18 protein-coding genes are annotated in these 24769 nt (G+C 49.2%); 6 read left to right on the top strand and 12 right to left on the bottom strand.

Going from position 1 to position 24769, the window contains the following annotated elements; translation table 11 throughout:
* Positions 1-3: 3 nt before the first annotated feature.
* The 5 genes from GT003_RS29850 to GT003_RS29830 are packed head-to-tail and all read right to left on the bottom strand — an operon-like array spanning position 4 to position 7479.
* Positions 4-1710 carry a polysialyltransferase family glycosyltransferase gene (locus GT003_RS29850; RefSeq protein WP_161704927.1) on the bottom strand — a complete coding sequence of 569 codons (1707 nt, stop codon included), beginning with the start codon at positions 1708-1710 and terminating at the stop codon, positions 4-6.
* Between the two features lie 20 nt (positions 1711-1730).
* Positions 1731-3842, bottom strand: a complete 2112-nt coding sequence (locus GT003_RS29845; RefSeq protein WP_161704925.1) for a hypothetical protein — start codon at positions 3840-3842, stop codon at positions 1731-1733.
* A 20-nt stretch (positions 3843-3862) separates the two neighbouring features.
* Positions 3863-5905: an HAD family hydrolase gene (locus GT003_RS29840; protein ID WP_161704923.1), complete on the bottom strand. Its 2043-nt coding sequence runs from the start codon at positions 5903-5905 to the stop codon at positions 3863-3865.
* A gap of 42 nt (positions 5906-5947) precedes the next feature.
* Positions 5948-6685, bottom strand: coding sequence for an ABC transporter ATP-binding protein (locus tag GT003_RS29835; RefSeq protein ID WP_338046004.1), 738 nt, complete (start codon positions 6683-6685; stop codon positions 5948-5950).
* Positions 6686-6702: 17 nt separating this feature from the next.
* Entirely contained in the window at positions 6703-7479 is a 777-nt protein-coding gene (locus GT003_RS29830) for an ABC transporter permease (RefSeq protein ID WP_161704921.1), read from the bottom strand.
* A gap of 367 nt (positions 7480-7846) precedes the next feature.
* Between GT003_RS29830 and GT003_RS29825 the strand changes: the two genes are divergently transcribed.
* A complete protein-coding gene (locus GT003_RS29825) occupies positions 7847-10279 on the top strand; it encodes an O-antigen ligase family protein (RefSeq protein WP_161704919.1) in 2433 nt (810 codons plus the stop codon).
* A gap of 181 nt (positions 10280-10460) precedes the next feature.
* Positions 10461-11987, top strand: coding sequence for an S-layer homology domain-containing protein (locus GT003_RS29820; protein ID WP_161704917.1), 1527 nt, complete (start codon positions 10461-10463; stop codon positions 11985-11987).
* 162 nt (positions 11988-12149) lie between these two features.
* Here GT003_RS29820 and rfbD read toward each other — a convergent pair whose 3' ends face one another.
* Genes rfbD through rfbC form a run of 3 tightly spaced genes read right to left on the bottom strand, consistent with a single transcriptional unit; the run spans position 12150 to position 14607 of the window.
* Positions 12150-13010, bottom strand: a complete 861-nt coding sequence (gene rfbD, locus GT003_RS29815; RefSeq protein WP_239566048.1) for a dTDP-4-dehydrorhamnose reductase — start codon at positions 13008-13010, stop codon at positions 12150-12152.
* Positions 13007-14041, bottom strand: coding sequence for a dTDP-glucose 4,6-dehydratase (rfbB, locus tag GT003_RS29810; protein ID WP_161704915.1), 1035 nt, complete (start codon positions 14039-14041; stop codon positions 13007-13009). The genes rfbD and rfbB overlap by 4 nt, the downstream gene beginning before the upstream one ends.
* Before the next feature lie 8 nt (positions 14042-14049).
* Complete coding sequence (gene rfbC, locus GT003_RS29805) at positions 14050-14607, bottom strand: dTDP-4-dehydrorhamnose 3,5-epimerase (protein ID WP_161704913.1); 558 nt, start codon at positions 14605-14607, stop codon at positions 14050-14052.
* Positions 14608-14835: 228 nt separating this feature from the next.
* Between rfbC and GT003_RS29800 the strand changes: the two genes are divergently transcribed.
* The 3 genes from GT003_RS29800 (at position 14836) to GT003_RS29790 (ending at position 18531) form a co-directional block, all read left to right on the top strand.
* Positions 14836-15444 carry a superoxide dismutase gene (locus tag GT003_RS29800; RefSeq protein ID WP_161704911.1) on the top strand — a complete coding sequence of 203 codons (609 nt, stop codon included), beginning with the start codon at positions 14836-14838 and terminating at the stop codon, positions 15442-15444.
* A 201-nt stretch (positions 15445-15645) separates the two neighbouring features.
* Entirely contained in the window at positions 15646-17859 is a 2214-nt protein-coding gene (locus GT003_RS29795; protein ID WP_161704909.1) for a methyl-accepting chemotaxis protein, read from the top strand.
* 210 nt (positions 17860-18069) lie between these two features.
* Positions 18070-18531: a hypothetical protein gene (locus GT003_RS29790; RefSeq protein ID WP_161704907.1), complete on the top strand. Its 462-nt coding sequence runs from the start codon at positions 18070-18072 to the stop codon at positions 18529-18531.
* Between the two features lie 189 nt (positions 18532-18720).
* Here GT003_RS29790 and GT003_RS29785 read toward each other — a convergent pair whose 3' ends face one another.
* On the bottom strand, positions 18721-19575 hold the full coding sequence (locus GT003_RS29785; protein WP_161704905.1) for an alpha/beta fold hydrolase: 855 nt from the start codon (positions 19573-19575) through the stop codon (positions 18721-18723).
* 602 nt (positions 19576-20177) lie between these two features.
* On the opposite strand from GT003_RS29785, the gene GT003_RS29775 reads away from it, so the two are divergent.
* The gene (locus GT003_RS29775) at positions 20178-20540 is read left to right on the top strand and encodes a hypothetical protein (protein ID WP_170312386.1); all 363 of its coding nucleotides are present in this window, start codon (positions 20178-20180) and stop codon (positions 20538-20540) included.
* A gap of 207 nt (positions 20541-20747) precedes the next feature.
* On the opposite strand, the gene GT003_RS29770 is transcribed toward GT003_RS29775, so the two are convergent.
* The 3 genes from GT003_RS29770 to GT003_RS29760 all read right to left on the bottom strand — a co-directional run bounded on the left by GT003_RS29770 (position 20748) and on the right by GT003_RS29760 (position 24449).
* Entirely contained in the window at positions 20748-22424 is a 1677-nt protein-coding gene (locus GT003_RS29770) for a ribulokinase (protein WP_161704899.1), read from the bottom strand.
* A gap of 62 nt (positions 22425-22486) precedes the next feature.
* On the bottom strand, positions 22487-23182 hold the full coding sequence (gene araD, locus GT003_RS29765; protein WP_161704896.1) for an L-ribulose-5-phosphate 4-epimerase: 696 nt from the start codon (positions 23180-23182) through the stop codon (positions 22487-22489).
* A gap of 136 nt (positions 23183-23318) precedes the next feature.
* Positions 23319-24449 carry a substrate-binding domain-containing protein gene (locus tag GT003_RS29760; protein ID WP_161704894.1) on the bottom strand — a complete coding sequence of 377 codons (1131 nt, stop codon included), beginning with the start codon at positions 24447-24449 and terminating at the stop codon, positions 23319-23321.
* Positions 24450-24769: the final 320 nt, after the last annotated feature.

Genomic DNA, 24769 nt, shown 5'->3' with positions numbered 1-24769 from the left:
GAGCTATTCGATATAAGACAACAGTCTTCTCTCCAACGTTTGCAACGTCGTTTTAATGGATTTCGATGTCAAACGATCAATAAATTTGGTTGGGTCATCAAAAATTACAGAGTCTTGAGTCGCATAAAGTTTTAGCCGTTCAATTGTAGATTTTAAAATGCCTTTTGAGATTTTTTCCTCCACGGAAGAGTCGAATGGCTGTACAAGGCTAATCCTGATTTTCGTTTGATTGTTTTTTAGTTCGCGCTCTACGTTCAAATTCAATAGCTTATTCATGAAGCCTTTATTTTTGGAATATACAAAAATGTTTTCAGGTTCTGTATCAGTTTTATATGCATCATTAACGAGTTCTTTTTGAATTATTACATGAGCCATATTATTAAAGATATCTTCATACCCGTAATCGTAAAACAGATTGTTTTCTTCTGAATTAATGAATATAGAAATATCATTTTCAGTTAAAGATTGAAGAAAACGACTAATTTCATTTGCCGTTTCATGCTGCTTTCTTTCACTATTCGAGACCTTATCGATAATGATTACTTTTCTTTCGGGGAGCTCCAGCTCGCTTATGGTATTGTGAGAAACAATATTTATATTGTTAATCGCATCGTTTACTTTAAAAAAATTGAAGAGTTGAGTGTCATCCGCACCTAATGTATGAATACATGTTTCATCACTATCCAACAGTTCAACGATTCTAGATACCGCATAGTATCTATGCATATGAATAAATTCTTTTTCCGTCTTCTTAGAAAATACAATTTTATCGTCTATCGATTGATCTAAGTTAAAAATTGCAGTTGAGGAAACCGTAACGCCTATGGCATATTTATTTTTCACGCAATACGGTATTAATTCAGAAGGAAAATATCCGGGTATTATATAGGATCCGCTGATGACTTGACTATAACGGCCTTGAATATCTGACGGATGCGGTTTAATAATTACTTCGTTACCTTCCCTGATAAAATAATCGGCAAGCAGCGCATATAGATGTTCTTGTTCTCGAAGAGACATCATATTTAAATTAGCAAAATGCTGCGTCAAGATAAGCGCTTTCGGCGCATCAGTAATATTCATTTCTTTAGCGCTGAATATTATCATGAGTTGTTCAATGGCAGCATGGCTTAAGCTCGTTAAAATCGCATCCGCGTTGAAATCGACCACATTTTCTTGGTCGGCGATTAGTAGCGCATCAATTTGAGCGTTTTTATTCAAGTACTTCATCTGGACGTTTTCGTTTTTACCGTTTACCTTTAAATGCACCATCAACTCATGCAATCGTTCATTGCTGCTCTTTACAGAATCAAACAATAATTCAGATCGAGTATAAATACCTGCTCCATCTTCAAAGAAATTGTATTCAATATTATTGCTAATACAATAGAGACCAAAAGGGAAATGGTCCCCCGCTATATAAATTTCCGAGTCCCACATATTCGCCTCGATCGATTTCTCCACAGCACCTTTAATCCTTTTTATTCCATCTTCCAGCTTAGGAGCACTTGCCTCTTTTAAAATATAAGCATCATCGAATAAAATGACTTCTTTGAAAATACCGCTTAACTTAATTCCACTCTCCAGGTTTGTAGCATAGTAATTAATATTCGACAAATATAAAACGGCCTCTTTATCAGCATTAGATTTCAATTTATGCAATATACAGCACAAGGTGTGGTAAGTAGTTATTGCAGAATAAATAACCATAGCGTCCTCCAATCAATTACTTAAAGCTTAAATTCCTTGAATACAGCGTCTAAGTTATAAAACTCGTTCCCTCTGACACCGCCGATAAAGCGGTTAAAGGAATATTTCCCAAAAAACCTCTTCAAGAAAGTCAAATCGTCCGTAATATGGGTAAATGGAGCATATGCGTCATATCCTGATATATTTAACATCATTTCATGATTATTAAAGGAATTAAGGTATGCCTTCGAAAAATCAAACATACCCTCCTGAACCTCTTTAATAATCTGATAGTTTTCGACTTCCGGCGAATCAAATATAAATTCATAGTCAGAATCAGTTAATTTAAAGTTCTTAAACGAAGGATGCGTAGCTGTGGTGAACAACTCCATCAAAATATTATTTTGCGGCCTCTTGCGGTGTTTATAGAATAATTCCTTATTATGTTGAGAGGACCACAAGTAGACATTAATGTCTTTATTCATAAAAAATGAAGTTGTATATTCAGTGTCCTTATTTGAATAAGCCATCATTAATCCGTCCACTTTACACGGAAACCCCAATACGTTTTCGATTGTTTTTTTCAAGTCGAGGACGCCTGTTCCTTGCCAGCCGATATCAACTGCCACGGCCCGTTTACTGCCCTTTAAAATAGGCTCAAAATACAGTTTAGCTGCCTTCCTGTTATTATCGTAATGGGATTGTACGAGATTCCAATTTTCCAAAATCATCGTTTTAAGTGACTCTTTATTTTCAAGGTTCAGTGTATCTTCTTTTTTCAAACCGAACGCTTCTAATTTTGAGCTTAAAAATCCAATATCCATGCTTCCCAAAATATCTTCCATAATAAATGTCTGGACGTTGCCAACCTTATAATCAATATATTGCCTGAAATAATCGAAACGAGAAATATTCGAAGTAAGGATTTTCCCAGGGTTCCTTGACCAAAGAACGTATTCATTGTTAACGGCATTTTCATCGTTATAAAGAAGGTTATATATTTTCCGAAGAATATCTCCATCACGGGAGAGAAATAAAATTTTATCGATTTCATTTTCTTTGCAATATCTATGAATCCACGTACAGAATCCTAAAGCAAGAATTCCGCCGTAAACGAAACCATATTCATAGTACGGACTATACTTTTTTATTCCATTATGGAGATGCGCATTTACTATTCCCCGATATCCACTTGAAACCATCCGAGACATATTTATCGTTCTAAACTCGCTGCCAATTACATTCACGTTTCGGTAATATACAGCATTCCATCCAAATTTAGTGGCTTGTTCAATATCGGATACGTAATTGTCACCAACATGAACGACACTCTTCGGTCCATTTTTTTGAAGTACTTCATCCACGACTGCATATAAATCTTGATGCCTCTTACTCGCCTCAAACTCACAAGACATGAAAACATCTTCAAGTTCGTTATACCCGCATTTTTCTAGGATCTGTTTCATTAAACCTTTCGGTAAATACATATCCGAAACCGCAATCATTCTTTTATGATTCGCTTTGAGAATTTCATAAACTTCTTTCATGTATGGGTTTGAAGTACACATTTCTAACTCCAATTCAAACTCCAGCTTGATGCAATAGTCACGATCAAGACCTGTATGATACGCAACTTGGTTATAGATATCGACAATTGTAATTTCGTATGTACCGCATTGCTCGAATTTGATCTTACGCGCTTCTTGCTCCGACTGCTTTCGAATATTTGCAAAATTAAGATAATTGTGTTTGACTTCTAGCAAATAAAACATATCGGTCGGTGCTGCAAAAGGTCTCAAAACAAGCGTATCAAGGATATCAAAGGATACAATATCATGATGCATTAGTTTTTTTACGAAATGTTGCACGTCTTCCCTCTTATTAATTCGAGATTCCGCTCCTCCCATATATGGTTTGGGAGCCCTCTTTTGTTTCTGCGAATCAGACTTAGTTTGATTGGCTGTTGAGGTTTGAATGTTTAATAGCCGATATTTAATATTCAATAGCAAAAGATAATTCCAAGACTTCAGTTTATTCTCATTTTTTGAGATATGCGACCACTTATATAATTGATAATCTCTAAGTATATTCGGGTTTTTTTCGACTATTGCGGTAAATAATTTGTCCTTAACTGATTTTATCGGCCTTCCCACACGACCATCCTCCTATAATGTTATCGAAAAAATTTTTTTATTATCATGCTCATGCGTTTCATTGTTTTACGAGGGTTACGAACAGCTTTTTTGAAGACCGAAACGTAATGATTAACTATTGTTTTAAAATTTCCATAACGGATATTATATAATTTCTCGATTTCATTCCTATTAAAATGCCTTCCTTGACTATCTTTAATAACGATAGCCATTTTCCAAAGGTTACAATTTGCACTGGCATTGTGCATGTTTCTATTCATTAAATAATCAATCAAGTCAACCTCGGTAGCATATTTTTGAGCGTCTAAGGCTTTTCCTAATCCGACGGAATTTGATAGTTTGGAGAAATGCAACATATCTAAGGCATTTTGTTCGTTTATGAATTTTTGCATTCGGCTAAGAGCATAATCAGAGCCGACTTCCTCCGTAAACTTGTAGTAAGCCATGCTTTTGATAAAAACATCGGTTGCTCCTTGTTGAAAGCGTTGAGTAGCTTCATTTGTTGATGTTTGAAGTTCACTATTATTCAATACTGGAATCACTTTATTGTCATGATCAAAAGTAAAGTTAAAAACCGAGCCTTCTGGAGAGGAGAAGAGAAACTCATACATCATCACGTTTTTCATGATCATCTTTTTATTTTTAAAAGGCGCCCCTTCATTGAAGGCATAGCCACACGAATCGGCCTTTATTTTGTAATAAATATTATCCAATGTTCCAAAGTACATTCCTTTTACCGTTCCTCCTACTATATCTTGCAAAGCAAGATGCGTCGATCCTCTCCATCCCACGTCAAAAATATTAATAGAACTTTGTTGATATACATCGTTTTGTTTTAAATAAGCCTCTAATAACGTTAATTCTTTTTCAAGGACTTCTTGAATGTCACTCCAAATTGAAGTTAGAAATGCTTTAATATTTAATGCATTTTTTTCATTTACTACTTCGTCAAGAGTTCCAATGTTAAATCGACCGAGTTGACGCTGATAATTTTCGCCTTCAAGCCCGACGTTTTCAATGATTTCTATTAATGTTAGTTTCTGCTTAAACCCTTCATTGTGAAGCATTAGCGTTTCGATGGCATGGTCAACATCGGCATGGATTAGTTGTGGGTATATGTAGGCTCTTCTTGAAGCATATAAATATTTCCCCTCTGGAAGATCTGCTATATGGGTTCTCATAATCTGATATAATTTATGCGGCATGAAACCGTCTCTAGCCAAGAAGTATAAATTGTCCTGGTCTTTGATTTTTTTTGCAATCCACCTCATAAGCCCAATATATATCGGAGCAACGATATCGGAACCGAATTTATACCAGTAATCCTGTTCATTGTTCGTATACTTATGATTTAATTGAATAGCACTGATAATCGATTCTCCTAACGTTCTATCAGAGGGAATTGATTCTCTTTCGCTAATTTTTTTATAGTAATACCCCTCGATGTTATTTTTCCGGGCATTTAAATAGTCGGATGTATAGTTGTCACCGATATGAATCCACTTTTCATTCGAATTGATTTTTTCAGCCACTCTTATATATTGATACATTGAACCGCTAGCTTTCGTAACATTTAATTCGGAAGAAATGAATAATTGATCGTAACCTTCGCAGCCATTCTCCATTAAAAACCTGCTTACATCTTGACTGGCCAGATACATATCGCTTATCAAATAAATCTTCTTTTTTAGTGAACGAGCAAAATTAAAAATTTCCATCAGATCTCGATTAGCAATTAGAAATTGACTCTCCAACTTCAATTCAAGCTGTTTAAATTCATTTGCTTTCATTCGGCCCACTGCATATTCAATTTGAGCGTAAATCTCCTCAAATGTTATTTCTTCTCTACCGGAAACCCTTCTGGCCTTTTCTTCCGCAGCAACACGGATTCGAGAAAAATTCACGGGTTCCACTGAATATTCATTAATCTCTTGTTCTACGGCTTTGAACACATCGGTAGGTCGCATTACATTCCGCAATAGCAGCGTATCAAAAACATCAAATGAAACGATCTCTGAATACACTATTTTATCTTTTAAATCATTTTCATTTAGGGATACCATTTCAGTTCTCCATTTTATGAGTTATAGATTCCAGGAGTGACATCATGCGTGCTGTTTAAAATGAGCAATGATTTCTTTGGCAGCTCCTATTTCCTTAACAAACCCACTTTCAAGCCAAATGACCTTATCGCAAATACTCTCTACTTGCCCTAATGAATGCGACACGAATAGCACTGTCGTACCTTCCTTCATCATAGAACGAATTTTCATTTCGGATTTCTCCTTAAACTTGAAATCGCCTACAGACAAAACCTCATCCACAATAAGGATATCAGGCTTAACGACTGTCGCTATTGAGAACCCAAGCCTGGCCCTCATGCCGGAGGAATAATTTTTTAACGGTGTATGGATGAATTTTCCCAATTCCGAGAAATCAATAATTTCCTCCATTTTGCTTTTAATAAATTTCTTCGAGTATCCCATCAGTAGGCCATTCAAAAAAATGTTTTCATATCCCGACAATTCCCCATTAAAACCTGCGCCTAATTCAATCAATGGAGCTACACTGCCTCGCTTCAACACCCTACCAGATGTTGGCTTCAAAACACCCGCTATGATCTTCAACAAGGTACTCTTGCCTGCACCATTCATACCGATGATTCCATAAACCTCTCCCTTCCTTATCGAAAAGTTAACTTGCTTCAAGGCAAAGAATTCTTCGTATTTGATTTCGTTCCTGACTTTTTTGATGAAAAAGTTTTTAAGCGAATCAATCTTTTCTGTCATGAGGCGATATTTCATCGTTACGTCCGATATTTCTATGGCAATATCATCATTCACCGTTTCACACCTCGACTTTATAAGTGATATATGAATCGATCCTGCGACTTGTAAAACACGAGCAGCCCTACTCCTGCGTAAACGACCATATACCCCACGCAAATGAGATGCAAAGTCAGACTAGGCAATGTTCCGTATAACAATACATCCCGAAACATATCTACGATTGGATAAATCGGATTCAACTTGATTATGGTTAAATACTTTTCCGGAATAATGCTGATCGGGTAAAATATCGGCGTCATATACATGAGGATCATTAGAACAATAGAGTACATATGCTTCAAGTCGTTAAAGAAAACCGTGATGGCGGCAAGTATCAGTGCGATCCCTGCAGTAATGACTAGTAAATAGAAAATAGGAACAATAACGAGGAGATTCATCCACCTCAGAGACAAGCCCGTAACCATCATTGTTAACGCTAGCGGAACGAGAGAGAGAACCGCAGTAAACAAAGTGGAAAATACGCGCGATAGCGGAAAAAAGTATTTTGGAACATATACTTTTCTTATCAATTGACCATTCGCATGAATCGAATCCATTGCAAAGTTTGTCGCATCGGCAAAGTATTGATAGACTATTCTCCCAGTTAATACATAGACAGGGAAATTAGCAATGTTATTTTTAAAAAATTCCATAAACACAATACTTAGAACTACCATCATCAGGAGCGGATTCAACATGCTCCAAAGAACACCTAATAAGGAGTTTCTATATTTCAATTTAATATCTTTTATAATCAACTCTAAAAACAAATCTTTATACTTCACTAAGTTGCTTACATGCGTTTTCATAAGTTTAACAAACCACCTCTGAATTCCAACAATTCAATGAATTCGACAGTTAAATTCCTCATTAATCTCCAAATGGTAGCACTTAAAGATCATTCTAAATCGGCCTTCCCACTTTCCTTTCCCAGAAATAACAGTAATTATAACAAATCCCTCGTATAAGCTCCACTCAAACATTAAAATAAAAAAACTATTGATTTATAATTAACTTTTGCTCCTAACGTGCCGAAAAATAGAGAATTAGATCTGGAGTAAAATAAAACATAATTTCTTCCGCAACTTTTCTTGTTTGTTTGACGTTAAACTTAATATCATATATTCTCACAATTACATACTTGTCATTTCCGAAAAAGTTGCTAGGAGTATTGGAATGAAAAAAAAGCCTTCTCAAGAAATCCCAACTGAACCGCAATCTGACATATCTCTCATTAAATGGACTGGCATAACCATCATTACTTTACTGTTAATCGTCTACCCCTACAACAGCAGATACTTATTCACGGGTTACTTATTCTCGTACGAGCGATCTTTATTGGGTGCAGAAATCGCGTTTACCGTCCTGCTGCTGGCAGGAACCATCTATCTCTTTAAAACGGCCAAGCTGAATAGCTGGAAGTCGCTGCTTTCCGCAATTGTCTGGCTAATGCCTCTTACATACTTGATTTCTAACATCGGCGCCGCATCCGCCCATCAATCGCATATCATGATTTTCGTTTCATTCATGTTCTCCGCCATCTTCTTACTCGGGCTCTATTACGGAGATTCCTTGAATGCTAGACTCGTTCTCCTATACGGAATGCTCCTTTCTGGCTATGGAATTGTGTTCTATGGACTTGCTAATATGATGGGACAAATTTATTATCCGGATGCGCTTTGGTATCAGCAGGAAGTTTACCGGGTCTCGTCGGTATTCCAATACCCGAATGCTTATGCGGCATTGTTATCTGCATTATTCCTGGCGGGATTGTACCTTGTCATACAAGTCCGACGTCCGTACTGGCGATTCTTGCACGCGTTCATGCTTGTCCCGATCTGGGTATCGTTCATGCTTACCTTGTCGCGAGGCGCCCTGGTCATCGTACCGGTACTGATTCTTCTTGTGCTGCCGTTCCTGCGTTTCAAACAGCAGCTTTTGTTTTTGCTCTATGCGTGTCTATCCATCATCGTCTCATTTGCGATCTTGGGCAAAATGACTTCCACCATGAATGCCATCGCACGGGCTGTCCTTCCCAAAGTGAAGGGCGGACCAGCAGACCTCATGTCGTTATGGTCCAAACTGCCGCTCGAAGGCTGGTCAATACTTATCGTCGCAGCCCTTGTTACAGCTTCAATCGTATCCCTGCTGCATCACTTGATGCAGGAACGGCTTGAAAAGAAGTTTGCTTCTTTTTCCAATACGAAGCTCTCATACGCCGTCGTTCCGGCAGCATTGATTATCGTCACGATCACCGGCGCCGCCCTCCTATTGGGCAGCAGCGCCGTAAGGCATCTTTTTCCGGGCGAAGTCGCAGATCGGCTCGAGAACATCAACTTCAACCAGCACAGCGTACTTGAACGCGCCACCTTCTATAAGGACGCGATGAAGATCTCCGCGGATTATCCGATCTTCGGAGCAGGCGGCGGCGGATGGAACGCGCTCTACGAGAAATATCAGCATAATCCATATAGTAGCAAACAGGTGCACAGCTATTACTTGCAGACATTGGTAGAGACAGGTTGGACGGGATTAGTCGTATTAATTGGATTTCTAATTTGCGTCTTCTATACATATATAAGAGGTTTTATCCGAGATAAAGACGGGGACAAATCGCACTTCGTGTTCTATATTCTCGCCGTCTCTCTATTGGTCCATAGCGCAATCGACTTCGATATGAGCTACATCTATCTGGCTGCCATCGTCTTCGTCTCGCTTGGGCTCATGGGAGCCGTTTACAGCAACCATATCCCGCTTCCCGCTAAGATCAGTAATGACGAAGCCGTCGGAAAACTGTGGAATATTGGATTTCCGACAGGCATCGCCTTGCTTGCCGCCGTATTGCTTGTCGGCACCTGCCGTGCTTACATGGCGGACGGTTATTACCGTAATGCGTTGACGCTTGCCTCGGAGAAGAAGCATTCAGTAAGCGATCTATTGGTGCGACTCGATTCTGCCATTCGATACTCGCCGAGCAATCCGGAATTCATGATTCGCAAAATCGATTGGTTAAATCAAGCTTATAACCAGACTAAAGATGCTCGCTACGAGCAAAACATTGCCATGTTGATTAATCAACTCCGAAAATCGGAGCCTTATAATCGCGACTTACTGCTAGCGGATTTTACCTACCAAAAAAACCAAGGCGAATTGGAAAAGGCATTGTCCATACTCGATACCGGCATTCAGAACCGACCGTGGGATATCGATTTCTACGAGCGGGCCATCGTGGAATATTCGCAAGCCGGCAATCTTCAACAACGTTCGAATGCTTCTGATGCTTTGGCCAAATGGAATCATGCGCGCGAAATCTATGAGAAAATCCTATACGGCATTGATCTTTTGAAGGATTTGCCGAAAGAGCAGCTGCAAGGAAGAAACTTCAGTGTGACGCCTCTTATTCGTTTAGCAATCGGTCAAATCGATTACGAACAGAAAAAATATGCGGATGCTATCAATCTGATCAAACCGTTAACTACTCATGAACTTAAGGAACAATTTGTACCTCAAGCACTGAGAATCTATTTGGATTCGCTGCAAGCGCAAGGAAAAGATGATCATGCATTGAGAGATAAATTAGAAGTTTACGAGTCTAAGTTAAAGAAATGATAAAGTTTTTCGAACGAAATAACATTAATTTGTGACAAATTAAATGGAATTTACCTTCTTTTTTACAATTATTGACCTACCATGTCATTATAAGCTATTATATACTAACCTTATTAATTTCTTCATACTTCGTTATCATCTATTGTTATCATCTACTAATGAAAGGAGGTGAAAACATAACATGAAAAAGCTTCTCAAGAACAAAACAGCGGCAGTTCTCGTTTTTGCAATGTTGGTTTCCGTATTCACGCCTATTATCGCGTTCGCTGCAACGATTAACACTTCGTTCTCGTCGAATACGATTTCGGGTTCGGTAACTTTGACGGATGATGAGTATAACGCTCTGAACGGCGCTAATACGATCACGATCGGGGTCTACGGTGCAAAGGGACTTCTTTCGAACGTACAAGCTACATACTCCGGCAAAGACGGCATCTTCACTTTCGCACCAGTTACGATTTCTGAAGATACCTACCTGCAATACGGCACAGTAACTTCGGAGACGTATGATTACTCTTCCGGTTACTATGGCGGCGGTGGTGGATTCTTCCCTATCGATGTCATCAACGCTGACGGTACTGTAAACCGCGATGCTCTCATCAATTTGTTCAATGCTAACGCAGACGCTACGGTGAATTCCAAATCCGAAGTTGTCTTGCTGCCTGCTGATGCCCTGCTGAAAGGTAAGTCCCTGACCATCGTTTTGGAAAATGGAACTTCCTACACGCTGCCAATCGCTGCGTTGAAACTGGAAGAACTGGCTAAATCCCTCGGGGTTGAGCTGAAGGATCTAGTCATTCGCGTAGAATTGAAAAAAGTAACTGGTGACGCTGCCGACAAAATCGCAGCAGCCGTTACGAAGGCTGGCGGTACTCAGGTTGCACCTGCTGTCGACTTCAAAGTCGTAGCAGTGGCAGGAACCAAAGAACAAGAGATCACGACATTCGGCCAGTACGTAACGCGTACAATCGGTCTGAATGAAGCTGCAGCCGATACGACAGGCCTTGTAGGCGTTTTGTACAACCCGACGACGGGTGAGGTGACATTCGTGCCATCCACTTTCAAAACGGAGAATAACAAAACGACTGCAACGCTGAAGCGTAACGGCAACAGCATCTACACTGTTATCCAAACGAAAGCCGTATCCTTCGCGGATCTGGCTGGAAGCTGGGCACAGAAAGATGTTGAAGCTCTCGCAAGTAAGTTTATCGTGAAAGGTACGTCTGCTACTGCATTCGAACCGAAACGTAACATTACGCGCGCTGAGTTTGCAGCTTTGGTCGTTCGTGCACTTGGACTTGAAGTCTCCGGTTCGACTTCTAAATTCAAAGACGTCGCTTCTAACAAATGGTACGCTGCTACGGTCGCTACGGCGGTCAACGCAGGTCTGATCACGGGTTATGAAGACGGTACTTTCAAACCAAACGCGAACATCACTCGTAAAGAACTGTCTGCTATCGTAGCTCGCGCTATCAAATTCGCGGGTAAAGATGTCACGCTGACGGATGCGCAAGTATCCGCTGCACTGGCAAGCTTTAAAGATGCTGACAGCCTGGGCTGGGCGAAAGGCGAAGTTGCAGTTGTCGTAAGCGAAGGTATCGTTAAAGGCCAAACCGCTACTATGGTAGTGGGTAACGCTAATGCGAACCGCGCTGAAGCAGCTACAATGATCGCTCGCTTCCTCGGTAACGTTGGTTTCATTCAATAATCTTGCATTATTGAATCCCGACAACCAGTAAAAAGCCTCCACTTCGGTGGGGGCTTTTTTTATACCCGTTATTTAAAACGCTTTCATATTAAAGCAAGAAAATACAGCCCATAGACATGACGTTCTCTCCTGCTCCGGGACAGCGCACTCCCCAGTAGCTGTTTACCCCTGCATATACGCCGCCAATGCCGCTCGCCAATGACGTAGATCCTTCAGCCCCTTCCGCTGGATCTCGCCATGCTGCAGCACCGAATACGCTGGACGCGGCGCAGGGCGAGGGAACTCGGCCGTCGTGCAGGGAAGCAGCTTCACGTTCTTTGCGCCGATCTCTTCTACTATAGCCTGCGCGAACTGGAACCAGGAGCATACGCCGCTGCCGGAGGCATGATAGATGCCGTATTCCTCCGTCCGCGCGAGCTGAATGAGGAATTCCGCCAAGTCCAGCGTGTACGTCGGCGAACCGATTTGGTCCATGACGACTTGGATTTCATCCTTTGTCTTTATGAGCTCGGAGATGGTTTGCACGAAATTGCGACCATACCGGCCGTAAACCCAGGACGTGCGGACGATGAATACTTTGCCGCCCGCCTTCAGCGCTTCCTGCTCTCCGGCAAGCTTGGTGCGGCCGTACACCGTACGCGGATTCGTCTCGTCGTTTTCTTTATAGGGCCGGGAAGCCGTTCCTTCGAATACGTAATCCGTGCTGACGCAGATCAGCTTGGCGCCGAATTCTCGCGCTGCAAGCGCGATATTCCGCGTGCCCTCCGCATTAATGCGGTACGCGAGATCCGGCTCCGCCTCCGCCTTGTCGACGGCCGTATAAGCCGCGCAGTGAATGACGGCATCCGCCTGGTAGCGCTTGACGGCCTCGCGGCAGCTCTGCAGGCTCGTCACGTCCAAGCCGCCCCGCCCGAATCCGAGGATTTGGATGTTCTTCTCCGCCAGTCCAGGCAATTGTACCAACTCCCGGCCGAGTTGACCGTCGGCTCCCGTGACAATGATACGCATCGGTCTTGTTGTCATGTTTGTTCCAACTCCTTGTTGTCGTTCGAACCGCCGCCGGCGCTCATGCTCCGATAGGTGCCTGTCGCGATTCGCTCCATCCATTCGGCATGACCCGCATACCATTCGATCGTCGCGCGGATTCCGCGCTCATAAGGAAATTGCGGCTGCCAGCCCAGCTCCTTGCGGATTTTGTCCGCGTCGATCGCGTAACGGCGGTCATGCCCGAGCCGATCCGGCACATGACGAATAAGCGAAGCCGGCTTGCCGAGCGCTTCCAGAATCGTCGCGACAACCTGTAGATTCGTCCGTTCGTTGCGCCCGCCGATGTTGTAGATTTCTCCTGGCGCTCCGCCGTGCAGCACTAGATCGATCGCACTGCAATGATCTTCTACATAAAGCCAGTCGCGGACGTTCAGCCCGTCGCCATATACGGGCAGCGGCTTATCCTGCAGCGCCTGCGCGATCATAAGCGGAATCAGCTTTTCCGGAAACTGATACGGGCCGTAATTGTTGGAGCAGCGGGTAATGTTGACGTTCATGCCGTACGTCTCGTGATACGCCCGCACGAGCAGATCCGCCGAAGCCTTGCTCGCAGAATACGGACTGTTCGGCGACAACGGCGTCGTCTCGCTGAAGAGACCCGCAGCGCCAAGCGTGCCGTACACTTCGTCGGTCGAAATTTGAACGAATTTATCGACCTTGTACGCCCTTGCCAGCTCCAGCAGCGTCTGCGTACCGACGATGTTCGTCGTCACGAAGATATCCGGCTGCACAATGCTCCGGTCCACATGAGACTCCGCGGCGAAATTAATCACGGCGTCAACGCCCGCTTGAAAGAGCGGCTCCATCGCAGCCCGGTCCCGAATATCTCCCTGAACGAACCGATAGCTCCCGTCCGGAACGGATTCAATTCCTTCCAAATTGGTTAAATTACCTGCGTACGTTAACGCGTCCGCGTTCAGGAGCGTATAGGCCGGATGCGCCTTTCGCATGTAATGCAAGAAATTGCTTCCGATAAAGCCCGCTCCGCCCGTAATCAACAATTTCACGGCTGTCTTCACCTCGAGTAAGTAAAATGGTTCTCCGCATCGCGGAGCAGCGGATGCTTCGCATCCTTCGCCGATAAAACCGTCGGATCCAGCGGCCACGCGATGCCGATCTCCGGATCGTTCCACGCGATGCCGCGATCATCCGATTGGGAATAACCGGCGTCGACTTTATAGCAGACTTCCGTATTGGCCTCCAGCGTAACGAAACCGTGCGCGAAGCCTCGCGGGACAAGCAGCTGCTTCTTATTAGATGCGGACAGCGCGAAGCCTTCCCAACGGCCGAATGTCGGCGATCCGCGGCGAATATCGACGGCGACGTCGAAGATGCTTCCTGCCACGACCCTGACCAGCTTCGTCTGCGCGCTCGGATCCAGCTGATAGTGCAGCCCTCTCAGCGTGCCGGGCAGCACGGATAAGGAATGGTTATCCTGAATGAACAGGTTCGCGATCCCATGCCCGAGCAGCTGATCGCGGTTATAGCTCTCCATGAAAAATCCGCGTTCATCCTGAAAGCAAGCGGGCTCGATCACCTTCACGCCGGGCAATCCCGTATCGGACACAATCACATGACTCACCCATTTCAACGATAGTACTTATGTATATTCCGACGAGAGCCGCTTTGCTTCGAGCTTGGCCCAGTCTATTTTTACCGTATGGGAAGCCGTGGAATGGTTCATGCTAGAAGACAGTCCATGTCAATTCCGACTTTACAAACATTAATGTTGATTTATTGGTCAGGAACGGAGATAATGGACATGATCTCGACTACATATTATTTAGGAGGTTTTTGACTAATGGCACACCAACTGCCCGCTTTGCCTTACGCAAACAATGCTCTTGAACCGCATATCGACGAAACGACGATGATGATTCACCACGACCGTCACCATAACACGTACGTCACGAACCTGAATGCCGCTCTGGAATCCGCTCCCGAGCTGCAAAGCAAATCCGTTCAAGATCTGATTGCCGATCTGGGCAGCGTACCTGAAGCGATCCGCACGGCTGTCCGCAACAACGGCGGCGGCCACGCGAACCACTCCCTGTTCTGGGAAACGATCGGACCAAACGCCGGCGGCGAGCCTACGGGCGCACTTGCAGACGCGATCGCGAGCGAGCTTGGCGGTTTGGAGCAATTCAAAGCCGACTTCGCTAAAGCAGCGACTACTCGCTTCGGCAGCGGCTGGGCTTTCCTTGCTCTCAGCAACGGCAAACTGAAAGTATACAGCCTGCCTAACCAAGACAGCCCGATCATGGAAGGCGACACGCCGCTTCTTGGTCTGGACGTATGGGAGCACGCTTACTACCTGAAATACCAAAACAAACGCCCTGACTACATCGCGGCGTTCTGGAACGTAGTAAACTGGGCAGAAGTCGGCAAACGCTACGACGCTGCTAAATAAGCATGAATGAGAAGAGGACCTTCGCGCTGCGGCGCGGAGGTCTTTTTTTGCGCTGTGCTTGCTGTTTTCTTCATATCTATGTCTAATTACCTAACATTATTTCTTATATTCTCGATATATCCGACAAAAGTCTCCATTTCACCAACTTTTCATGTTATAATTCCTTCCATATAACGGATAACTAAAGGTGGGGGATGCCTGATGTTTGATTGGCTCGGATTTCGGAAAGGGCTGCCGCTTTGGTGGTCGCATAAGCTCAATGCCGATACGGAAGCGGATGTCGCGGATATTTTCGAGGGAATCGCGGATACGCGGATGGATCTGCTTCACGCATGGACGACGGAATATTGGGATCATCTCGACCGCCTGCTGACGCAAATGTCACAGGAAAACGGTCCAGGTGCCGAAACGCCGGAGAGTGCCCTGCTCGCTCAGATGTTCGCCGAGACGCGGGCACGCGCTTCGGATTTCTCGGAAGTCTTTCTTTTAGACCGCGAAGGCAAAGTAGCTTGCTCGACTGACATGCGCCACACAGGCGAGAAGTACGGCTCCGGCAGCTTGATTGCTTCTGGACTTGCCTATGCGAAAGGCACGGCAGACGCTCGCAAATGCTTGTTCGGCCCGTACGCCGATCCCTGGACGCTGAAGCTCGGACCCAGCACGTCTTCCTTTCACGACAAAATGACGCTGCTCTTCATCTCTCCCATCGTACGTGGCGGCGAGTGGCAGGGCGCGCTCTGCGGACGCGTCCCGAACGATGTCATCGGCGATCTGATTCAACGGGAATCCGGGCATGTGTATCCCGATTCCGGCGACAATTACTTATTCATGGCGAAGCCGCGGCTCCATATGGAGATCGCGCCCGGAACCGCATTGTCGCGCAGCCGGTTCGAGGACCGTACCTTCACGCACGGCGAGAATTTGAAGGACGGCGTCTCCACGGACTGGGGCACGGTATCCGTCAAGGAGCATACGGAGCTTGAGCTGATGTTCACCGATCCCGCGACCGGAGAACTGCATCCCGGCGTAGCGAACACGATCCGTAATGGCAGCAACCTCTTCGTCGCCTTCCCCGGTTATTCCGACTACCGGCACATCCCCGTCATCGGCAAAGGCGTTACGTTCCAGCTGCCGCATTGCCCGGACGTGTGGGGCATGATGTGCGAGGGCGACTTGGAGGAAGTTTACCGGATCCGCAGCATCCGGTGGACGCAGTTCCGTCATTCGCTTGGCTGGCTGGCCGGTTTGGGCGCGATCGGCACCCTCTTGGCGTATTTCATGTTCACGAACGACATGCCCGTCCTCGGGGCCGTGATCGTCGGCGTCTTCAATCTGCTGTTCGGCCTCGCCATGGTCTGGTCGCTGGACCGCGGCGGCAATCGCGAGACGGCGCGCCAGATGCGGCGGCTGAATCGGTTTATCCGGATCAATGCGGAAGGCAAAGGCGATCTGACGCAGCGATTAGACACGGGATCGTTCGCGAATGACGAGACGCGCGAGCTGGCCAAATGGATCAATAACATGATCGATTCCTTGGAAGGCGTCATGCTGCAGGTGAAGCTGGCCTCCGCGGACGTGCTGACCAACCAGCGAGTGCTGCTGGAGACGACCGGAGCCACCGCGGGCACGACGGAACGGGTAAGCGGCAAAATCAACGATATGATCCTCAGCATTCGCAGCCAGCTGAAAGATATCGACATCGCGAAGGACGTCGCCGGCGAAATGCGGGAGACGCTGCGGCAGCTGGAGGACAAGGCCTCGGCAAACATCGGCGTCGCGCAGGGAGAGCTTGTCCGCATCGGGGACAAGATGGAGCAGATCGCGGACCGCGTATCCGAAACGAACCGATCCATCGAGGCGTTCATGGTAACGACGGGTGAGATTCGCAGCGTGCTGGGCGTCATCGAAGAGATCTCGTCGCAGACCCATCTGCTGGCGCTCAATGCCTCCATCGAGGCGGCGCGTGTCGGCGAGCAGGGTAAAGGCTTCGCCGTCGTCGCTTCCGAGATCAAGAAGCTGGCGGATTCCACCCGCAGATCGACGGAAGAGGTGCATGGGATCGTCCAGCATATCTACGTGAACGCACAGCGGGCAACGGCTACGATGGCCGAGGGCACGCGAGTCGTAGCCGAAGGTACGGCGCTCGTCTCGGCGGCATCGGAGATTCTGCGGGGCACGCACGAGGATGACTCGCTGAAATCGCAGATCATCGACGAGGTCGTCGCCATCATGGAGAAGATCGCCCTCGTAAGCAAGCAAAACCGCCGAATTTCCACGGAGGTGGAAGGCAACGTGCAGGAGCTGCTCGGCGACTTCAATCATGTCCGCCATACCTCCAACCATGTCGAGGCGATTACGGCATTCCTGCAGCAGCTCGTCGGGCAGTTCAGGCTGAGCGAGGCACGGCGGCGGTAGGAAGGAGACGCGAGTCGGCAGACCTGCAAGACTCGTGAAATATGGCAATGCCGAAGACCGCCGGGCAAAGGCTCTGCGGTCTTTTGCGTTCTGCCCGGGCATGTGGTGACAAAGCTTGGAAGATCATCCTATTTGGAACTTTGCGGCGGTTTATGCCGTCTAAGCATGCAAAGACCTCATAGTCGGATTTTAGAGAAGGATGAGATAAATGTGAGTTGGCAGATAGAGCGTATTTGGCGCAAATCGTTATTTTTATTACCGGTCATGTTGTTCGTTTTCGGAATGGCCGGCTGTGGACACAAGGAAAACGGTTCCGCAGGGATCCATGTTGCTTCCGATTCCATCACGAGCATTAAGCTGACCTGCACGCCGCTGTGCATGCAGTTGGGTGAGCCGCCGTTTGAAGAAAGGGTCTTCACATCGCCGGATGTCATCCTGACATTCACATCTGCGCTTGATATGGGCAAAAAGATGCCTGGGGTATTAGATTACGGGGCCTACTTCATGATGATCATCCACTATGCAAGCGGAAATGAACGGGAATTCGTCCTGAACATCGACGACGAGGATGGCAGGCAAGGACTGCTGGTCGATTCGTCCAACAGCGAACAAGGTTACGTCATTCCCAATAAGGGAGCGGAAATTTTAAGAGGCATCATCTATCGACCGTGAAAGGAGCATCATCGCCGACGAACAGTACATTCAAATGCATGCAACAAGAGGAACCGTCTAAAGTCGGTTCCTCTAATCTGTGCTAGCCTGTTAATGCAAGGCACCGCTAATTGATCCATTCCTAAGTAGTTAAAACCCCTCAGAAGCCCCTCCACTTAGCGTTGGGACGATTACCTCTTCCAGCGTGCATCACCCGCTAGTTAGGGGAGCTGGCGGAAGTGAGGTCGGCGGCGGCTCATGCGCCTTCAACGCCTTCAGCAGCTCGCGGTCGAACTTTTCCCGCTCGTCGTAGAACAAGCCGTGGCTGCTTTCTTCAAACGGGATCAGCACGGAGTTCTTGATCCCTTGCTGCTGCAGCTTTCCCAGTTCGAAGGGGACGATCATATCCAGCTTGCCGTGCAATATCGTCGTCGGCACGCGGATAAGCGCCAAGTCGCCGCGCAAATCCTCGTCGCGCAGCGCTTCCATGCCATGAATGGCGCCTTGAGAAGACGCTTCGAAGCCAAGCCCGTTAAACCAATCGCGAAACGGTTCGCTGACGGGGTTATGGAAGAAGCCTGCGCCGAAATCCGCCGTCGTCTTCGGCCGGTCGGTGCGAAGTCCTTGTAGGAGTGAATCATATTCAGCAGCAGGCTTGCCGTGCGGGTAGCCCGGATGCCTGGTCATCGACGGTGCCGCGGCGGCCGCCAGAACGAGTCCTCGCATCCTGCGCCCGGCATGCCGCGTCATGTACCGGATGCTGACCGCGCCGCCCATCGAGAAGCCGACAAGCGTCGCGTTTTGCAAGCCGAGCGCCTCCACGACGATGCGGATATCATCGGACATTCGATTGTACGTAAACCCATGAAGCGGCGCGTCGGAATCGCCGAAGCCTCGAAGATCGATCCGAATGCAGCGATAACCTTCCACGGGCACGACGTTCATCTGATATTCCCACATGCGGCGGTTCACCGGCCAGCCATGAATGAAGACGACCGGCCTTCCTTGGCCGGTATCCTCGACGAACAGCTTCACGCCCGGTTCCACTTCGATATAAAAGCCCACCGTTTCGGCCTCCTTTCGCCCATACCTATTTGTATACCGCCTCCCGCACGGATAGCCCTCGAAGTTGTGAAAACGATACACCGGATAGGCTCCTGCCGCATAAGCTGAACCGAGATATTCACCTATCCTTGAAAGTCAATAAAGGAGATCGATCCATGACTCGTTACACGTATGTTTCCGGTGCGCCCGCTGGGTATAAGCGGCAGGCAAACTGCGGCTGCAACGGACCGCGGGGATTATTCCCCGGCATGCCTGGAGGACCAGGCGGCGGCCCTGGCTCCCCCGGTGGTCCCGGCTCCCCTGGCGGTCCCGGTGGCCCCGGCTTCCCTGGCGGTCCCGGCGGCCCTGGCTTCCCTGGCGGTCCCGGCTTCCCTGGCGGTCCCGGCGGCCCTGGCTTCCCTGGCAGCCCCGGCGGCCCTGGCTTCCCTGGTGGCCCTGGCGGCCCTGGCTTCCCTGGCGGCCCTGGCTTCCCCGGCGGTCCCGGCGGCTTCCCGCCACCGCCTCCGCCGTTCCCTGGACCATTCCCAGGTCCGTTCCCGATTCCGATTCCGATCCCAATTCCCGGTCCGGGGCCGTTCCCTGGCTTCGGATTCGTAAGGGTCGTGATCAACGGCGGCAACTTCTTCCCGTGGGTCACGAATGTGTACACGGTCCGTCATTTCCCGGGCATGAGCGTCGGCCAGGCGCTGATTTCTACCGGCGTCGTCCGCATCAGCAATAACGGCCGCATCATTTCCGTGAGCGGCGTCGCGGTTACAGGCAGCGTGGAAGCCATTCTCCGCCTGAACGGACGTCCGATTCCGCACACGCTGCTGAATCTGCCGATTCAAAACGGCGACTCCGTCGGCTTGGAGCTGATCGTGCGCGTGCTGCGCGGCGAGGAGCAGGACGCGCTTCCGCTCTCCGGTCAGGTCGAGAACAACTTCGAACAGCTGCAGCGCCTTGAGGCAGAGGAGCAACAATAACGTCCACGCGATGCCGAAACAATATCGGACGCAAGCACGTTAATCAAGCATGAAAAATCGCCCGCAGCCATTATGGCTGCGGGCGATTTGTATTGGAGCAGGTATGAAGACAATAAGAGCATTGCTTTGTCTGTTAATCACCGCTTTGGTAATTAAGCACGGCTTCGGCTCATTAGCCCAGCTCCGGCTCCATAACCAGCCTCGCCGCTAGTGCGCGCTCGCTTCTTCCTTGATCGCTTTCAGGCGCTTCATCACGTCGTTCGCGCCGCGGCCGAAATAATCGTGAAGCAGATTGTATTCCGCGTACAGCTTCTCGTAGACCGCAACGTTCGCCGGGATCGGCTTGAACGTCTCCTCGCGAACGCGCCCCATTGCGGCGGCCGCGTCCACGACGTTGTCATAACCGCCTTTGGCAGCTCCGGCCGCAACCGCGCCGAACATGGCCGCGCCAAGCGCCGGCGTCTGCTTGGAGGCAGCGACTTTGATCTCGCGGTTCGTGACGTCGGCGTAGATCTGCATCAGCAGGCGATTCTTCTGCGGCAAGCCGCCGCAGGCATACAGCTCGTTCACCTCGACGCCGTTGCCATGGAAGGCATCGACGATTTTGCGCGTCCCGAACGCCGTCGCTTCCAGCAGGGCGCGGTACACTTCCTGCGGCTTCGAGAGCAGCGTCAAGCCGAGCATCATGCCCGTCAAGTCGGTATCCACGAGCACGGAACGGTTGCCGTTCCACCAATCGAGCGCGAGCAGGCCGGACTCGCCGACGTTCAGCTCCGACGCATGCTTCTCCAGCCATTCATGAATGTTGAGGCCTTCGCTCTTCGCGGCCTCGACCGCGTACGCCGGAACCGCTTCGTCGACGTACCAGGCGAAAATATCGCCAACGGCCGATTGCCCCGCTTCATAACCGTAATACCCCGGGATGATGCCGTCCTCTACGACGCCGCACATGCCTTCGACCTGCTTCTCCTCTGAGCCAAGCAGCATATGGCAGATCGACGTGCCCATCGCCATGACGAGCTTGCCCGGCGTAACGACGCCGACGGCCGGAACGGCCGCATGCGCGTCGACGTTGCCGACGGCGATCGCCGTCCCTGCAACCAGCCCCATGCGGGCAGCCATCTCGGTCGTCAGCTCGCCGGCTTTGGTTCCCAGCGGCAGCACGTCGCCGCGAAGCTTCGTTTCCGCCAGATCTTCAAGCTTCGGATCGAGCGCCTTCAGGAATTCGCGGTTCGGATAGCCGTCCTGTTTATGCCATACGGCTTTGTAGCCCGCCGTGCAGCTATTGCGCACGATGTTGCCCGTCATCTGGCTGACGACCCAATCCGTCGCCTCGACGAATTGATCGGCCGTCTCATAGATGTCCGGCGCCTCGTTCAGAATCTGCCACGCTTTCGCCAGCATCCACTCGGAGGAGATTTTGCCGCCGTAGCGGGGAAGGAAGCTTTCGCCGCGCGCCGCCGCCGTTTCGTTGATCCGATTGGCCTCGTCCTGCGCCGCATGGTGCTTCCATAACTTTACCCAGCTGTGCGGGTTCTCCCGATAGGCGGGATCGAAGCAAAGCGGCAGACCCGCTTCGTCGATCGGCAGCATCGTGCACGCCGTGAAATCGATGCCTAGGCCGATGATCTCCACCGGATCGATGCCGGACTCCCGTACGACGGCCGGAACGGACTGCTCCAGCACCTCGATATAATCGCGCGGATGCTGCAGCGCCCAATCGTGCTCCAGCTTCAAGCCGCTTTCGGGCAAACGCTCGTCGATGACGTTATGGCGGTATGGCGTCACATGCTCCGCAATCTCCGCCCCGTCGGACAAGCGCACCAGCACCGCACGTCCGGATTCCGTTCCGTAATCCACGCCAATCGCATATTTATGCGTCATGAATAGGCTCCTTCCAAGTTTGAATTCGTGAACCGGCGCCAGCCGGCTCTGCCTGCAATCGCTTACTTTTGCCCGTAATAGGCGTTCTTCCCGTGCTTGCGCAGGTAGTGACGGTCCAACAGATGCTGGTCCATCGGCTGCACGTTCGGATTCAATTGAAACGTATGAAGCGCCATTTTGGCCACCTCTTCCACCACGACGGCATTGTGGACCGCATTATGCGCATCCTTGCCCCAGCAGAACGGCGCGTGGCTGTAGACGAGCGCGGCAGGCACTTGATTCGGATCGATGCCTCTCTCCCGGAACGTCTCGATGAGCACGTTCCCCGTCTCGAGCTCGTAAGCCCCCGTGATCTCGCTCTCCGTCATCGGACGCGTACAGGGGATTTCACCGTAAAAATAGTCCCCGTGCGTCGTGCCCAGCGCCGGAATGGCCCGGCCGGCCTGCGCCCAGCTCGTCGCCCATGGCGAGTGCGTGTGTACGATGCCGCCGATGCCTTCGAATGCCCGGTACAGCGCGACATGCGTCGGCGTATCCGAGGACGGCCGCAAACTGCCCTCCACGACATTCCCATCCAAATCGACGATGACGATTTGCTCCGCCTGAAGCTCCTCGTACGGCACGCCGCTCGGCTTAATCGCGACAAGGCCGCTTTCGCGGTCGATCCCGCTTACGTTTCCCCACGTAAAAGTAACAAGGCCGTGCTTGGGCAAGTCCATATTGGCTTCCCACACGGCTTGCTTCAACGATTCCAGCATAAGCATTCTCCTCTCCGCGATCCATGGGATCCGGCGCTGCCGGGAATGATTCCATCCCTCGCTAGCCCTCGCCGCAACCCCGTTGCAACCTCATATTCGTCTTCATTATAACTTGTACGTACAAGTGTGTCACGCCTTAATTTACCGCCGTCTCCGCGACCGGAGCCGTCGATTGGCGAACGATGATCTTCGGATCGTACACGATGTCTCCTGCCGTCTCGCGGGCGCCCCGCTCGTTCATCAGCTTCATGAGCAGCGCCACGGCATCCTCGCCCATCCTTGTCTTGGGATGCTCCAGCGTCGTCAGCTTCACTTCCGTCGCCGTCGCCAAATTCGCGTCGTCAAAGCCGACCATCGACAGGTCCGCCGGCACCGCCATGCCATTCAACCGGACGACGTCCAGCAGACGGACGGCCAGCTCGTCGTTATAGCAGACGATCGCCGTCGGCCGCTCCGCCGAATCCCGCCGCAGCAGCTCCGCGAGCGCATCGGCCGGCTTCGTCCGCTTCTCCTCCGTCGCGTAACGGACGAGAAAATCCGGCTGCAGCGTCAGCTTCCGCTCCCGCAGGCAGCGCATGAAGCCGCGCATCCGGTCGACGCCTTGAAAATCATCCGTCTTGAAGAAGCCGGCGATTCGCCGATGGCCCAGCTTCGCGAGATGCTCCGCCGCGCGGTAACCGCCCAGCTCGTCGTCCACCCGTACGCACGGCGCATCCAGATCGCTATAACGTCCGTTGAGCATCACGAACGGAATTTTCCTCGCTTCGAGCGCCAGAAAATAGTCCAGGTTCGGATTCCCCTCCGCGCTCTTCGTCGGCTCGATGATCAGTCCGCCGAGCTGCTGCTGCAGCAGCATGGAAGCCAGGCTTTCCCGCTCGCGCTCCTTCTCGTTATCCGTGCTTGCGAGCAGCATTCTGGCACCGCGAAGCCGCAGCGCGGACTCGACGCCGCGCAGGATTTTCGGGAAAATATAATCCGAGATGTGCGTCGTCATCACGCCGACCGTCAGCTTCTGCTGGGATTCCGTCATGCTTGGGCTGCGCTCGGCTTCGGCGACGAACGTCCCTTTGCCCTGGGAGCGATACAGCCAGCCCTCCGACTCCAATTCTCCGAGCGCCTGGCGGACGGTTTGGCGGCTGAAGCCGAATCGGCCGGCGATCTCGTTCTCCGATGGAAGCTTGTCATGGGGCTTGAACTCCGCCTTGGCGATCCAGGAGATAATTTCTTCTTTCAACTGTTGATATTTGGGCGTTGGCTGTTCCTTCACTCGGCACCTCGTTCTCTCTTGCTTTCCGTTAACTTGTATGGAAGTAGTATAGCACACGCCCAACTTGTACGTACATACGGGCGCCATCGCGAGTACAGCCTGCAGCGGCACTGCACCTTGTTCACGAATGAAAGCACATTCGGCATGCAAAAAAGCGGCAGCCCTGGATGAGCTGATATGCTCCCCATACGGTAGACAGGTGAAATAATAAAACCTGTTATCGTTAGGGGAGTTTTTTATGTCTCTAGGAAAGTATAGTGCTTTGGAGAAACTTGCTATTCTCGAAGAAGTATCAAATGGGGAAATTGGTTTTCTGGCAG

The organism is Paenibacillus sacheonensis, from assembly GCF_009909195.1.
Taxonomy (GTDB): Bacteria; Bacillota; Bacilli; order Paenibacillales; family Paenibacillaceae; genus Paenibacillus_Z; species Paenibacillus_Z sacheonensis.
This window is presented reverse-complemented; position numbering and strand designations above follow the sequence as displayed.

Bases quoted from the DNA above. Each gene is read 5' to 3' on its own strand.
- GT003_RS29850 (WP_161704927.1), bottom strand. From the start codon at position 1,710: ATGGTTATTTATTCTGCAATAACTACTTACCACACCTTGTGCTGTATA.
- GT003_RS29840 (WP_161704923.1), bottom strand. From the start codon at position 5,905: ATGGTATCCCTAAATGAAAATGATTTAAAAGATAAAATAGTGTATTCA.
- GT003_RS29830 (WP_161704921.1), bottom strand. From the start codon at position 7,479: ATGAAAACGCATGTAAGCAACTTAGTGAAGTATAAAGATTTGTTTTTA.
- GT003_RS29825 (WP_161704919.1), top strand. From the start codon at position 7,847: ATGAAAAAAAAGCCTTCTCAAGAAATCCCAACTGAACCGCAATCTGAC.
- GT003_RS29820 (WP_161704917.1), top strand. From the start codon at position 10,461: ATGAAAAAGCTTCTCAAGAACAAAACAGCGGCAGTTCTCGTTTTTGCA.
- rfbD (WP_239566048.1), bottom strand. From the start codon at position 13,010: ATGACAACAAGACCGATGCGTATCATTGTCACGGGAGCCGACGGTCAA.
- GT003_RS29800 (WP_161704911.1), top strand. From the start codon at position 14,836: ATGGCACACCAACTGCCCGCTTTGCCTTACGCAAACAATGCTCTTGAA.
- GT003_RS29795 (WP_161704909.1), top strand. From the start codon at position 15,646: ATGTTTGATTGGCTCGGATTTCGGAAAGGGCTGCCGCTTTGGTGGTCG.
- GT003_RS29770 (WP_161704899.1), bottom strand. From the start codon at position 22,424: ATGACGCATAAATATGCGATTGGCGTGGATTACGGAACGGAATCCGGA.
- araD (WP_161704896.1), bottom strand. From the start codon at position 23,182: ATGCTGGAATCGTTGAAGCAAGCCGTGTGGGAAGCCAATATGGACTTG.